The 13,703-nt window shown below is 53.9% G+C and carries 13 protein-coding genes; 11 read left to right on the top strand and 2 right to left on the bottom strand.

Going from position 1 to position 13,703, the window contains the following annotated elements:
• Positions 1-61: 61 nt before the first annotated feature.
• Positions 62-997, top strand: a complete 936-nt coding sequence (rihA, locus tag OOJ59_RS02450; RefSeq protein ID WP_160955896.1) for a pyrimidine-specific ribonucleoside hydrolase RihA — start codon at positions 62-64, stop codon at positions 995-997.
• Between the two features lie 96 nt (positions 998-1,093).
• Here rihA and OOJ59_RS02445 read toward each other — a convergent pair whose 3' ends face one another.
• On the bottom strand, positions 1,094-1,576 hold the full coding sequence (locus tag OOJ59_RS02445) for a zinc ribbon-containing protein (RefSeq protein ID WP_006685521.1): 483 nt from the start codon (positions 1,574-1,576) through the stop codon (positions 1,094-1,096).
• Between the two features lie 235 nt (positions 1,577-1,811).
• On the opposite strand from OOJ59_RS02445, the gene leuS reads away from it, so the two are divergent.
• From leuS to nadD, 4 genes are read left to right on the top strand one after another with little or no spacing between them, the layout of a single operon-like run.
• A complete protein-coding gene (leuS, locus tag OOJ59_RS02440; protein WP_087857134.1) occupies positions 1,812-4,394 on the top strand; it encodes a leucine--tRNA ligase in 2,583 nt (860 codons plus the stop codon).
• Between the two features lie 14 nt (positions 4,395-4,408).
• Positions 4,409-5,002: an LPS assembly lipoprotein LptE gene (gene lptE, locus OOJ59_RS02435; protein ID WP_038638758.1), complete on the top strand. Its 594-nt coding sequence runs from the start codon at positions 4,409-4,411 to the stop codon at positions 5,000-5,002.
• The gene (gene holA, locus OOJ59_RS02430; RefSeq protein WP_069323158.1) at positions 5,002-6,033 is read left to right on the top strand and encodes a DNA polymerase III subunit delta; all 1,032 of its coding nucleotides are present in this window, start codon (positions 5,002-5,004) and stop codon (positions 6,031-6,033) included. The genes lptE and holA overlap by 1 nt, the downstream gene beginning before the upstream one ends.
• A 1-nt stretch (position 6,034) precedes the next feature.
• Positions 6,035-6,676 carry a nicotinate-nucleotide adenylyltransferase gene (nadD, locus tag OOJ59_RS02425; RefSeq protein WP_087857163.1) on the top strand — a complete coding sequence of 214 codons (642 nt, stop codon included), beginning with the start codon at positions 6,035-6,037 and terminating at the stop codon, positions 6,674-6,676.
• Here nadD and cobD read toward each other — a convergent pair.
• Positions 6,651-7,745 (bottom strand): threonine-phosphate decarboxylase CobD, encoded by a 1,095-nt coding sequence (gene cobD, locus OOJ59_RS02420; RefSeq protein ID WP_160955897.1) that lies wholly within the window; start codon positions 7,743-7,745, stop codon positions 6,651-6,653. The genes nadD and cobD overlap by 26 nt on opposite strands.
• A gap of 96 nt (positions 7,746-7,841) precedes the next feature.
• Here cobD and OOJ59_RS02415 point away from each other — a divergent pair, with 96 nt between their 5' ends.
• The 6 genes from OOJ59_RS02415 (at position 7,842) to rlpA (ending at position 13,648) form a co-directional block, all read left to right on the top strand.
• Positions 7,842-8,453, top strand: a complete 612-nt coding sequence (locus OOJ59_RS02415) for an adenosylcobalamin/alpha-ribazole phosphatase (RefSeq protein ID WP_160955898.1) — start codon at positions 7,842-7,844, stop codon at positions 8,451-8,453.
• Between the two features lie 254 nt (positions 8,454-8,707).
• Positions 8,708-9,025, top strand: coding sequence for a ribosome silencing factor (gene rsfS, locus OOJ59_RS02410; RefSeq protein WP_003022728.1), 318 nt, complete (start codon positions 8,708-8,710; stop codon positions 9,023-9,025).
• A 3-nt stretch (positions 9,026-9,028) separates the two neighbouring features.
• On the top strand, positions 9,029-9,496 hold the full coding sequence (gene rlmH / locus OOJ59_RS02405) for a 23S rRNA (pseudouridine(1915)-N(3))-methyltransferase RlmH (RefSeq protein ID WP_003022725.1): 468 nt from the start codon (positions 9,029-9,031) through the stop codon (positions 9,494-9,496).
• Positions 9,497-9,526: 30 nt separating this feature from the next.
• The gene (gene mrdA, locus OOJ59_RS02400; protein ID WP_006685528.1) at positions 9,527-11,428 is read left to right on the top strand and encodes a peptidoglycan DD-transpeptidase MrdA; all 1,902 of its coding nucleotides are present in this window, start codon (positions 9,527-9,529) and stop codon (positions 11,426-11,428) included.
• A 2-nt stretch (positions 11,429-11,430) separates the two neighbouring features.
• Positions 11,431-12,543 carry a peptidoglycan glycosyltransferase MrdB gene (mrdB, locus tag OOJ59_RS02395; protein WP_006685529.1) on the top strand — a complete coding sequence of 371 codons (1,113 nt, stop codon included), beginning with the start codon at positions 11,431-11,433 and terminating at the stop codon, positions 12,541-12,543.
• Between the two features lie 10 nt (positions 12,544-12,553).
• Entirely contained in the window at positions 12,554-13,648 is a 1,095-nt protein-coding gene (rlpA, locus tag OOJ59_RS02390; protein WP_121528756.1) for an endolytic peptidoglycan transglycosylase RlpA, read from the top strand.
• Positions 13,649-13,703: the final 55 nt, after the last annotated feature.

Genomic DNA, 13,703 nt, shown 5'->3' with positions numbered 1-13,703 from the left:
CTCGAAACAGGTACAGCCCAGCGTTAACCTTGTCACAAAGTCCCACTTACAAGGAGCAACAATGGCACTTCCTATCCTGTTTGATTGCGATCCAGGTCATGACGACGCTATCGCAATTGTTCTCGCCCTCGCCTCACCTGAACTGGATGTGAAAGCAATCACCTCTTCTGCCGGCAACCAGACGCCCGACAAAACGCTGCGTAACGTATTACGCATGTTAACGTTACTCAACCGTACGGATATCCCTGTAGCCGGCGGAGCCGTAAAACCGCTGATGCGCGATCTGATTATTGCCGATAACGTCCACGGTGAGAGTGGTCTGGATGGTCCGGCATTGCCGGAACCCGCTTTCGCTCCTCTGGACTGTACCGCCGTGGAACTGATGGCGAGAACCCTGCGCGAAAGCCCGGAACCGGTCACGATTGTCTCCACCGGGCCGCAAACTAACGTGGCATTGCTTCTGAACAGCCATCCTGAGCTGCACGCAAAAATCGCCCGTATCGTGATTATGGGCGGTGCGATGGGCCTCGGGAACTGGACGCCCGCGGCGGAATTCAATATCTATGTCGATCCTGAAGCCGCTGAGATCGTATTCCAGTCGGGTATCCCAGTGGTGATGGCAGGTCTGGACGTCACGCATAAAGCGCAAATACATCGTGAAGATACCGAGCGATTCCGCGCTATCGGCAACCCTGTTTCGACGATCGTGGCTGAACTACTCGACTTTTTCTTTGAATATCATAAAGACGAAAAATGGGGATTCATCGGCGCGCCGCTGCACGACCCGTGTACCATTGCCTGGCTGCTGAAACCTGAACTGTTTACTACCGTTGAGCGTTGGGTTGGCGTGGAAACGCAGGGCAAATATACCCAGGGGATGACGGTGGTGGACTACTATTTCCTGAGCGGCAATAAACCTAACGCAACCGTGATGGTGGACGTTGATCGCCAGGGGTTTGTCGATTTGCTGGCAGAACGGCTGAAGTTTTACGCCTAATACACGCCGGATGGCGCTAACGCTTATCCGGCCTACAAAATCGTGCAGTTTGTAGGCCGGATAAGACGCTTCGCGTCGCCATCCGGCAATAAGCGATCACGGCTCAAACGGTCTACGCTGAAACTGGTCATGGCCGCATTTCGGGCACAGCGGCAGTACATCCGGGGTGTATACCGCTAAATGGAAGTGGCACTTCTCGCAGACCAGATTGCCCAGGCCGACCACCTCGCCGCTGTGATAAACCCCATGATGGCTAAGATCCTGGAACACTTCGCGCCATTCGAGCTGCGTTTTATCAGTAATATCGGCCAGTTCCTGCCAGATGCTCTCTTTGATAACCCGCATAAAGACGCTGTCAGTCTCTTCATCGAGACTCTCTTCATAACTCAACGCAAACTCTTCCAGGTCGCGTCTGACGGCCCGGGTGACCTCTTCCACCTCGGTTCGCGTTAACTCCCCGGTCTGCATAACTCGCTGACGCGCCTGCTCCACCAGCGCATCAATATCGCGTTCGCCGTTACGCAGGCGTTCGCTCAGTGAAGCCACCAGTTCACGGTAATATTGAGCAACCTTGTTCATCACTTCACCTCCTGGGTCGTTAACTGTCTATAATAATAGACGTTATTTACGCTACGCTTTGCAAGACTGTCCACAGAGTGTGTAAATTCGTGCAAGAATTATCCTTGCGGGAATTCAACGCTGAATGCGCGAAAGGCTGTTTTGGCGCGGGCGTTTGGGCTATGCTATGCGGATCTGAAACACCACATCTAGAGCTACGTTTGTAGCTGTATTGAAAACAGGACCACTGGCTGCCATGCAAGAGCAATACCGCCCGGAAGAGATAGAATCCAAAGTACAGCTTCACTGGGATGAGAAGCGCACATTTGAAGTGACCGAAGACGAGAGCAAAGAGAAGTATTACTGCCTGTCTATGCTTCCCTATCCTTCTGGTCGACTACACATGGGCCACGTACGTAACTACACCATCGGTGACGTAATCGCCCGCTACCAGCGTATGCTGGGCAAAAACGTACTGCAGCCCATTGGCTGGGATGCGTTCGGTCTGCCTGCGGAAGGCGCTGCGGTTAAAAACAACACCGCTCCGGCACCGTGGACGTACGACAACATCGCCTACATGAAAAACCAGCTCAAAATGCTGGGCTTTGGTTATGACTGGAGCCGCGAGCTGGCGACCTGCACCCCGGAATACTACCGTTGGGAACAGAAGTTCTTCACCGAGCTGTATAAAAAAGGCCTGGTATATAAGAAAACCTCTGCAGTCAACTGGTGCCCGAACGATCAGACCGTTCTTGCCAACGAGCAGGTTATCGACGGCTGCTGCTGGCGTTGCGATACCAAAGTTGAGCGTAAAGAGATCCCGCAGTGGTTCATTAAAATCACCGCTTACGCTGACGAACTGCTGCGCGATCTGGATAACCTGGATCACTGGCCGGACACCGTTAAGACCATGCAGCGCAACTGGATCGGTCGTTCTGAAGGCGTGGAAATCACCTTCGACGTGAACGGTTACGACAACACGCTGACCGTCTATACCACCCGTCCGGACACCTTTATGGGTGCGACCTACCTGGCCGTTGCCGCAGGTCATCCGCTGGCGCAGAAAGCCGCCGCGAACAACCCTGAACTGGCCGCCTTCATTGACGAATGCCGCAACACCAAGGTTGCTGAAGCCGAAATGGCGACCATGGAGAAGAAAGGCGTCGACACTGGCTTTAAAGCCGTTCACCCGCTGACTGGCGAAGAGATCCCGGTTTGGGCGGCAAACTTTGTCCTGATGGAATACGGCACTGGCGCAGTGATGGCCGTTCCGGGTCACGATCAGCGCGACTACGAATTTGCCACCAAATATGGCCTGACCATCAAGCCGGTCATTCTGACCGCCGAAGGCGCAGAGCCGGATCTGTCGGAACAAGCTCTGACCGAAAAAGGCGTGCTGTTTAACTCCGGTGAGTTCGATGGCCTCGACTTCGAAGCTGCCTTCAACGCCGTTGCTGACAAGCTGGTCGCAAAAGGCGTGGGTGAGCGTAAAGTTAACTATCGTCTGCGCGACTGGGGCGTTTCCCGTCAGCGTTACTGGGGCGCGCCGATTCCGATGGTGACGCTGGAAGACGGTACCGTGCTGCCGACACCAGAAGATCAACTGCCGGTTATTCTGCCGGAAGACGTGGTCATGGACGGCATCACCAGCCCGATCAAAGCCGATCCTGAGTGGGCGAAAACCACCATTAACGGCATGCCTGCGCTGCGTGAGACCGACACCTTCGATACCTTTATGGAGTCCTCCTGGTACTACGCGCGTTATACCTGCCCGCAGTACAACGAAGGCATGCTGGATCCAGAGGCCGCTAACTACTGGCTGCCAGTTGATATCTACATTGGCGGTATCGAACACGCCATCATGCACCTGCTCTACTTCCGCTTCTTCCATAAGCTGATGCGCGACGCGGGCATGGTGAACTCTGACGAACCGGCTAAACAACTGCTGTGTCAGGGCATGGTGCTGGCTGATGCGTTCTATTACGTCGGCGCTAACGGCGAGCGTAACTGGGTTTCTCCGGTTGATGCCATCGTTGAACGCGACGAAAAAGGTCGTATCGTGAAGGCGAAGGACGCCGAAGGTCATGAACTGGTGTATACCGGCATGAGCAAGATGTCCAAGTCCAAAAACAACGGCATCGACCCGCAGGTGATGGTTGAGCGTTACGGCGCGGACACCGTGCGTCTGTTTATGATGTTCGCCTCTCCGGCTGACATGACCCTGGAGTGGCAGGAATCCGGCGTTGAAGGGGCTAACCGCTTCCTGAAACGTGTCTGGAAACTGGTTTACGAGCATACTTCTAAAGGTGATGTTGCTGCCCTGAACGTTGCTGCTCTGAGCGAAGATCAAAAAGCGCTGCGTCGCGACGTACACAAAACTATCGCTAAAGTCACCGATGATATCGGTCGTCGTCAGACCTTTAACACCGCAATTGCGGCGATTATGGAACTGATGAACAAGCTGGCGAAAGCGCCGCAGGAAGACGAGCAGGACCGCGCCCTGATGCAGGAAGCGTTGCTGGCCGTTGTGCGTATGCTTAACCCGTTCACCCCACACGTTTGCTTCACCCTGTGGCAGGCGCTGAAAGGCGAAGGTGATATCGATAACGCACCGTGGCCAGTAGCTGACGAAAGCGCTATGGTTGAAGACTCAACGCTGGTTGTCGTTCAGGTTAACGGTAAAGTACGTGGCAAAATCACCGTTCCGGTAAACGCCACCGAAGAACAGGTTCGTGAACGTGCTGGCCAGGAACACCTGGTGGCAAAATATCTTGATGGCGTTACCGTGCGTAAAGTGATTTACGTACCGGGTAAACTCCTCAATCTGGTCGTTGGCTAAGCGCGGGAGGAAGCGTGCGACTTCTGACAACATTGTTGTTATCTCTGGCGGTGCTGGTCACCGCCGGGTGTGGTTGGCATCTGCGTAGTACTACGCAGGTTCCACCCTCAATGAAAACCATGATCCTGAACTCTGGCGATCCGAATGGTCCATTAAGCCGCGCTGTGCGTAATCAGCTGCGTCTGAACGGCGTTACGCTGCTTGAAGACGGTACCATGCGCAAAGATGTGACGTCCTTACGCCTTGGCGCGGTCAGCATTTCGCAGGATACGGCGTCGGTATTCCAGAATGGTCAAACGGCTGAATACCAGATGGTGATGTCCGTAAGCGCTACCGTACTGATTCCGGGACATGATATTTACCCCATCAGCGCCAAAGTTTATCGTTCGTTCTTTGACAACCCACAGGCTGCACTGGCGAAGGATAACGAGCAGGACATGATCATCAAAGAGATGTACGACAAAGCGGCAGAACAGTTGATTCGTAAGCTGCCAAGTGTACATTTGGCCGATACTCAGTCATCCAGTGTGGATGCTGAGCCAGCAGCGACGAAACCTGCAGCGCCTGCGTCATCTCCGGCGCGTGTTTCCACCACGCTGGGTAACTGATGCTCAAGCTGTACCCTGAACAACTCCGCGCACAGCTCAATGAAGGGCTGCGCGCGGCGTATTTACTACTGGGCAACGATCCCCTTTTATTGCAGGAAAGCCAGGATGCCATCCGTCTGGCTGCCGCAACGCAAGGATTCGAAGAACACCACGCTTTTACTCTGGACACCAGCACCGACTGGGGAGAAATATTTTCACTCTGCCAGGCGATGAGCCTGTTTGCCAGCCGTCAAACGCTACTCCTGCAGTTGCCTGAAAATGGCCCCAATGCCGCCATTAACGAACAACTCGCTTCGCTCATCACTCTGCTTCATGACGATCTGCTGCTGATTGTTCGCGGCAACAAACTGACTAAGGCGCAGGAAAACGGCGCATGGTATACCGGGTTGGCGAATAACGCGGTTCAGGTTAGCTGCCAGACGCCGGAACAAGCACAGCTCCCACGCTGGGTTGCCGCGAGAGCGAAACTTAACAACCTGCAACTGGATGACGCAGCCAATCAGCTATTATGCTATTGCTATGAAGGTAACCTGTTAGCACTGGCGCAAGCACTTGAGCGGTTAGCGTTGCTGTGGCCTGATGGCAAACTCACGCTGCCTCGCGTAGAGAAAGCCGTTAACGATGCCGCGCACTTTACCCCATTCCACTGGGTGGATGCGCTGCTGATGGGCAAAAGCAAGCGCGCGCTGCACATCCTGCAACAGTTACGCCTTGAGGGCAGCGAGCCGGTTATTTTACTGCGTACGATACAGCGCGAATTGCTGTTGCTGGTCAACCTGAAACGGCAGTCGGCCCATACGCCCTTACGCACGTTGTTTGATAAACATCGTGTGTGGCAAAATCGCCGTGGCATGATGGGAGACGCGCTTAACCGGCTAAATCCGGCACAGCTGCGTCAGGCCGTGACGCTGTTAACGCGTACGGAAATTACGCTTAAACAAGACTATGGTCAGTCAGTGTGGGCGGAACTTGAGGGACTTTCCCTTTTGCTCTGCCATAAATCGCTGGCCGATGTTTTTATTGATGGTTGATATGAAATCATTGCAGGCTCTGTTCGGCGGCACCTTTGATCCGGTGCATTATGGTCATCTTAAACCGGTTGAAATTCTGGCTAATCTGATTGGCCTTTCCCGGGTCATCATCATGCCCAATAACGTGCCGCCACATCGCGCGCAACCCGAAGCGTCCGGCGAGCAACGTAAGCGCATGGTTGAACTGGCCATTGCTGATAAGCCGCTGTTTTCTCTGGATGAACGCGAACTCAAACGCGATACCGCCTCCTACACCGCGCAAACGCTACAAGAGTGGCGTGAAGAACAAGGTCCGGACGTGCCGTTAGCGTTTATTATTGGTCAGGACTCGCTACTTACCTTTCCGTCCTGGCATGACTACGACACGATTTTGGGTAACACGCATCTTATTGTGTGCCGACGCCCGGGCTACCCACTCGAGATGGCGCAGGAAAAGCACCAGCAGTGGCTGGAGGATCATCTGACCCATTCGCCGGAAGACCTGCACAACCTGCCCTGCGGGAAAATTTACCTGGCCGAAACGCCGTGGTTTAACATCTCCGCCACGCTGATCCGCGAGCGCCTGGAAAAAGGCGAGCCGTGCGACGACTTACTGCCAGGCGCTGTGCTTGACTATATCAATCAACAAGGGTTGTACCGCTAAGCGCCTTGCGTAATGCCGCCAGCAGTCGGTTATTCTCTTCCATGCTGCGAACGGCTACGCGATAATAGCGCGTATCCAGCCCCGGATAGTTAGCGCAACTGCGGATCAAAACATGTTGTTCGAGCATGGCGCGTTGCAGATCAACATCCGCCCGATCGCAGCGTAATAAACGATAATTTGCCCGGCCGGGATACACCGTCAGGCCGGACAGTTCTTGCAACTGTTGATCAAACCGCGCGCCCTCTTGCTCCAGCCATTTCCACGTCGCCTGCTGATAGGCGCTATCGCGTAAAATAATCTCGCCTGCAAGGGCAGCAAACGCATTAATTGACCACGGCATTTGTTGGCTACGCATCCGTGCAACGGCGTGCTGGTTACTGTTGACCAGATACCCCAAACGCAATCCCGGTATCGCATAGAATTTAGTCAACGAGCGCAGCACCCAAATATGTGGATTCCCGTGCAGCAGCGGGATAAATCCCGGCTCACCGGCAATAAAATCAATAAACGCTTCATCAAGGATCAGATTGATCCCAAGCCGCTCACAACGGGTGGCAATCTCACGTAGCAGGTGGTTATCTGGCAGTAAACCGGTAGGATTGTTAGGCGTACAGAGAAACAGGCAGTCCAGCTCAGAGGTTAACTCATCAAGAATCGCCTCGGTAAGTTGCCAGCCATCCTCTTCACGCAGCGCAAATTCATGAATCGCACACTCCCCCCATTGCAACGCCCGACGATATTCCGCAAATCCGGGCGTAACGATCATCGCATGACGTGGCTTAAGGCCATGCACCAGGGTAAAAATAGACTCGGTCTCACCGTTTCCGGCCAGGATCCACGAGGCCGGGATCTGATGATGATCCGCCAGCGCCGCATGCAATTGAGCGTAATCGACATCCGGGTAACGCTCCGCGCAGTCCAGATTGTCGATAATCGCGCGTTTTAAACTTGCCGGCATACCCAACGGGTTAATATTCGCGCTAAAATCCAGCAATTGTTCAGGCGAGATACCCAACAATTCGGCGGCTTCTCGGGTATTACCACCATGCGCGCTCTTCAATAAAGACATCGTGCCGCTCCACATAAAAAAGGGTATTTTAGTGAAAAAACTCTGCGCAATCAGGGCAAACATCATATTTTGTGCGAATAGCTTCACGAGGAAAACATGAGACTCTGGTTAGTACGGCATGGCGAAACCGACGCCAATGTCGCCGGATTATACAGCGGCCACGCCCCCACCTCGCTAACGGAGCGAGGGATCGCACAGGCGCAAACAGTGGGCAAGCTGTTACGCAATCTTCCTGTCGACAATGTTCTTTGCAGCGAACTCGAACGCGCCCGCCATACAACCCGGTTGATCTTAGGCGATCGCGACCTCCCTGTGCGCATTATGCCTGAACTGAATGAGATGTTTTTTGGTGACTGGGAAGTGCGCCACCATCGCGATTTAGCGCGCGAAGACGCTGAAAATTACGCCTTATGGTGTAACGACTGGCAGAACGCAACGCCAACGAATGGCGAAGGCTTTCAGGCATTTTCTCAGCGGGTTGAACGCTTCATTGCCCAACTTGCCGATTATAAAGCGTGTCAAAACCTGCTGGTGGTGAGTCATCAGGGCGTGCTGAGCGTGTTGATCGCCCGCATGCTGTCCATGCCGGCTGCGGCAATGTGGCATTTCCGCGTCGAACAAGGCTGCTGGAGCGCAATAGATTTATGTGACGATTTCGCGGTTCTGAAAGTGCTTAACAGCCGGGCCGCATGGGACGACGGGGAGTGAATGCGCGGTTTTTTCTGCCGAAGGGCCTCTCTCCCATTGACACCCCCTGACAGGCTGTTATCCTCCGCAACCTGACTTTTCCCGCCCTTCAGAGCTTTGCAGAAATTGTTTTACAAAAATGGCGATGCATTCTGTGGCGTGGGGTGGGATGATAGCGCACTTCAAAAGCGCTTTCGGAGACATTTGTCCCGATATCGCCTCTGGTTCAGGTATACTAACAGACGTTTTTAACTCTTTTCACCCAGGGGGAACACTTGCAGGGTAAAGCACTCCAGGATTTTGTAATCGACAAAATTGATGACCTGAAAGGTCAAGACATCATCGCCTTAGACGTTCAGGGTAAATCCAGTATCACTGATTGCATGATTATCTGCACCGGTACATCCAGCCGTCACGTTATGTCTATCGCAGATCACGTTGTTCAGGAGTCCCGCACTGCCGGCCTGCTGCCGCTCGGCGTGGAAGGCGAGAACGTCGCTGACTGGATCGTCGTTGACCTCGGCGATGTGATTGTCCACGTGATGCAGGAAGAAAGCCGTCGCCTGTATGAACTGGAAAAACTCTGGAGTTAATGCGTGAAGCTGCAACTTGTCGCTGTGGGTACGAAAATGCCTGACTGGGTACAAACCGGATTTACCGAATATCTGCGTCGGTTTCCGAAAGATATGCCCTTTGAGCTGATCGAAATCCCGGCAGGAAAACGCGGCAAGAACGCGGACATTAAACGCATTCTCGACAAAGAGGGTGAGCAGATGCTGGCCGCCGCAGGCAAAAACCGCATCGTCACCCTTGATATTCCGGGCAAACCCTGGGACACGCCGCAACTGGCGACCGAACTGGAGCGCTGGAAACTGGACGGTCGTGACGTCAGTCTGCTGATCGGCGGGCCGGAAGGTCTTTCTCCCGCCTGTAAAGCCGCGGCGGAACAAAGCTGGTCACTCTCTGCATTAACCCTACCTCACCCTCTTGTTCGGGTTCTGGTCGCAGAGAGTCTGTACAGGGCGTGGAGCATTACCACCAACCATCCTTATCACCGTGAGTGATCATTGATTCTTGAGTAGATTAAGCAGCGGATGAAACTACAGAATTCTTTTCGCGACTATTCGGCTGAGTCCGCGCTGTTTGTGCGCCGGGCGCTGGTCGCTTTTTTGGGGATTTTGCTGCTGACCGGCGTGCTGATCGCCAACCTGTATAATCTGCAAATCGTTCGCTTTACTGATTATCAGACCCGTTCGAACGAAAACCGCATTAAACTGGTACCCATTCCTCCCAGTCGCGGCATTATTTATGACCGCAACGGAATTCCGCTTGCCCTTAACCGCACCATTTATCAGATTGAAATGATGCCGGAGAAGGTAGACAACATTCAGGATACGCTCGACGCGCTGCGCAACGTCGTAGACCTGACGGATGACGATATTGCCGCGTTTAAAAAAGAGCGCGCCCGTTCACACCGCTTCACCTCTATTCCGGTAAAAACCAACCTGACGGAAGTTCAGGTCGCACGGTTTGCCGTAAATCAATATCGCTTTCCTGGCGTTGAAGTTAAAGGCTATAAACGCCGCTACTACCCTTACGGTTCCGCCCTGACCCACGTGATTGGCTACGTATCGAAGATCAACGATAAAGACGTGGACCGCCTGGACAAAGACGGCAAACTGGCTAACTACGCTGCGACGCATGATATTGGTAAGCTCGGTATTGAACGTTACTATGAAGACGTACTGCATGGGCAGACCGGCTATGAAGAAGTTGAAGTCAACAACCGCGGTCGTGTCATTCGTCAGTTGAAAGAGGTCGCGCCGCAGGCCGGGCATGATATTTACCTCACGTTGGATTTGAAGCTCCAGCAGTATATTGAAACGCTGCTGGCGGGTAGCCGCGCCGCCGTGGTGGTCACCGACCCGCGTACCGGTGGCGTTCTGGCGCTGGTTTCCATGCCAAGCTACGACCCGAACCTGTTTGTGGATGGCATCTCCAGTAAAGATTACTCCGGGTTGCTCAATGATCCGAATACCCCATTAGTTAACCGCGCCACGCAAGGCGTTTATCCTCCGGCGTCGACGGTTAAGCCTTACGTGGCGGTTTCTGCGTTAAGCGCGGGCGTCATCACCCGCAATACCGGTCTGTTCGATCCGGGCTGGTGGCAGTTACCCGGCTCTGAGAAACGTTACCGCGACTGGAAAAAATGGGGTCACGGCCACCTGAACATTACCCGCTCCCTGGAAGAGTCCGCGGATACGTTTTTCTATCAGATCGCCTATGATATGGGGATAGACCGGCTTTCCGAGTGGATGAGCAAGTTTGGCTATGGCCAATATACGGGTATCGATCTTGCCGAAGAACGTTCCGGGAACATGCCAACCCGTGAATGGAAGCAAAAACGGTTTAAAAAACCATGGTACCAGGGTGATACCATTCCGGTCGGCATCGGTCAGGGTTACTGGACGGCAACCCCTATCCAGATGAGTAAAGCGCTGATGATCCTTATCAACGACGGTTTGGTAAAAGTCCCGCATCTGCTGATGAGCACGGCAGAAAATGGCAAGCAAGTGCCATGGGTTCAGCCGCACGAACCGCCCGTGGGCGATATTCATTCCGGTTACTGGGAAATCGCCAAAGACGGTATGTACGGTGTCGCTAACCGCCCTAACGGGACTGCACATAAATATTTCGCTGGCGCGCCTTACAAAATTGCGGCGAAATCCGGTACCGCACAGGTCTTTGGCCTGAAAGCGAATGAAACCTATAACGCGCATAAGATCGCCGAACGTTTACGTGACCACAAGTTAATGACGGCCTTCGCACCCTATGATAAACCCCAGGTCGCTGTCGCCATGATCCTTGAAAACGGCGGCGCGGGTCCGGCTGTGGGGACGATTATGCGCCAGATCCTTGACCACATTATGTTGGGCGACAACAACACCAATCTGCCTGCGGAAAACCCAGCGGTTGCAGCAGCTGAGGACCAATAATCGTGACGGATAATCCGAACAAAAAAACATTTTGGGACAAAATCCACATCGATCCCACAATGTTGCTTATTTTGCTGGCTCTGCTGGTCTACAGCTCGCTGGTCATCTGGAGCGCCAGCGGCCAGGATATTGGCATGATGGAGCGTAAGGTCGGCCAGATCGCGATGGGTCTGGTCATCATGGTGGTGATGGCGCAAATTCCGCCCAGGGTTTATGAAGGTTGGGCGCCCTATCTCTATATCTTCTGTATCATTCTGTTGGTGGCGGTTGACGCCTTCGGCGCTATTTCCAAAGGCGCTCAGCGCTGGCTGGATTTGGGTATCGTGCGCTTTCAGCCTTCTGAAATCGCCAAGATTGCCGTGCCGCTGATGGTCGCGCGCTTCATCAACCGCGACGTCTGCCCGCCATCGCTAAAAAATACCGCGATTGCGCTGGTGCTGATTTTTATGCCCACGCTGCTGGTTGCCGCTCAGCCTGACCTCGGCACCTCAATTCTGGTTGCCCTTTCTGGTCTGTTTGTCCTGTTCCTTTCCGGTTTAAGCTGGCGTTTAATCGGTGTGGCAGTAGTTTTGGTCGCCGCGTTTATTCCGATACTGTGGTTCTTCCTGATGCATGACTACCAGCGTCAGCGCGTCATGATGTTACTTGATCCAGAAACCGATCCGCTGGGCGCGGGCTATCACATTATTCAGTCTAAAATTGCTATTGGTTCCGGCGGATTACGCGGTAAAGGCTGGCTGCACGGTACGCAGTCGCAGCTCGAGTTTTTACCCGAACGCCACACTGACTTTATCTTCGCCGTCTTAGCGGAAGAGCTGGGCCTGGTGGGGATCTTGATTTTGCTGACGCTGTACATTTTGCTGATTATGCGCGGGTTGTGGATCGCTGCTCGCGCACAAACCACCTTTGGTCGCGTCATGGCGGGTGGTTTAATGTTGATATTATTCGTTTATGTCTTCGTAAATATTGGTATGGTGAGCGGTATTCTACCTGTGGTTGGGGTTCCACTCCCATTGGTCAGTTACGGAGGCTCGGCACTGATCGTGCTGATGGCCGGGTTCGGGATTGTTATGTCGATCCACACCCATAGAAAAATGTTGTCGAAAAGCGTGTAAGGGGTACGCAATGCGTAAGCAGTGGCTTGGTATCTGCATCGCAGCAGGAATGCTCGCGGCGTGTTCGAATGATGATGGTCAGCAACAGGTTGCTGTCGCGCCGCAGCCTGCGGTGTGTAATGGTCCGATTGTTGAAATCAGCGGGGCCGATCCGCGCTTTGAACCCCTGAACCCAACGGCGAATCAGGACTACCAGCGTGATGGTAAGAGCTACAAAATAGTCCAGGATCCCTCCCGCTTTAGCCAGGCCGGGCTTGCCGCTATTTATGATGCGGAGCCTGGAAGCAATTTAACCGCGTCTGGTGAAGCGTTTGACCCAATGCAGTTAACCGCTGCGCACCCGACGCTGCCGATCCCAAGCTATGCCAGAATCACCAACCTGGCAAACGGCAGGATGATCGTCGTACGCATTAACGATCGCGGCCCTTATGGCAACGATCGCGTCATTTCACTTTCACGTGCCGCCGCAGATCGACTGAACACGTCTAACAACACCAAAGTGCGTATCGACCCTATCATCGTCGCGCAGGATGGTTCATTATCCGGCCCGGGAATGGCCTGCACAACTGTGGCGAAACAAACCTATGCCCTGCCGGCTCGTCCTGATTTAAGCGGTGGCGGCGCGATGTCTTCCGCACCGGATGCGGGTCAGCCGCAAAACGATATCCGCCCTATCAGTAATTCCACGCTGAAAAGCGAGGATACGAGCGGTGCGCCGGTCAACAGCAGTGGTTTCCTCGGCGCACCGACAACGCTTGCTGCCGGTGTACTTGAAGGCAGCGAACCCACGCCTGCGCCACAGCCTGTAACCGCCGCTCCCGCAGCATCAACTGCCACGGTAACCGCGCCAGCGACCGTTGCCGCGCCAGCTGCTGCGACCAACGGACGCTATGTCGTTCAGGTCGGTGCCGTTAGCGATCAAACCCGTGCGCAGCAGTATCAAAAGCGCTTAAGCCAGCAGTTTGGCGTCCCTGGACGGGTAGTGCAAAACGGCGCGGTATGGCGTATTCAGATGGGGCCATTCGCCAGTAAAACTGAAGCCTCCTCATTGCAGCAGCGTCTTCAATCCGAGGCGCAATTACAGTCCTTCATCACCGGCATGTAATAACGTAAACCGGGTATCTGAATTGTCAATTTCCGTAAATGACATTAACAAAGTC

The sequence above is a fragment of the Citrobacter sp. W9 genome, from assembly GCF_026719375.1.
In the GTDB taxonomy this organism is placed as follows: Bacteria; Pseudomonadota; Gammaproteobacteria; order Enterobacterales; family Enterobacteriaceae; genus Citrobacter; species Citrobacter werkmanii.
This window is presented reverse-complemented; position numbering and strand designations above follow the sequence as displayed.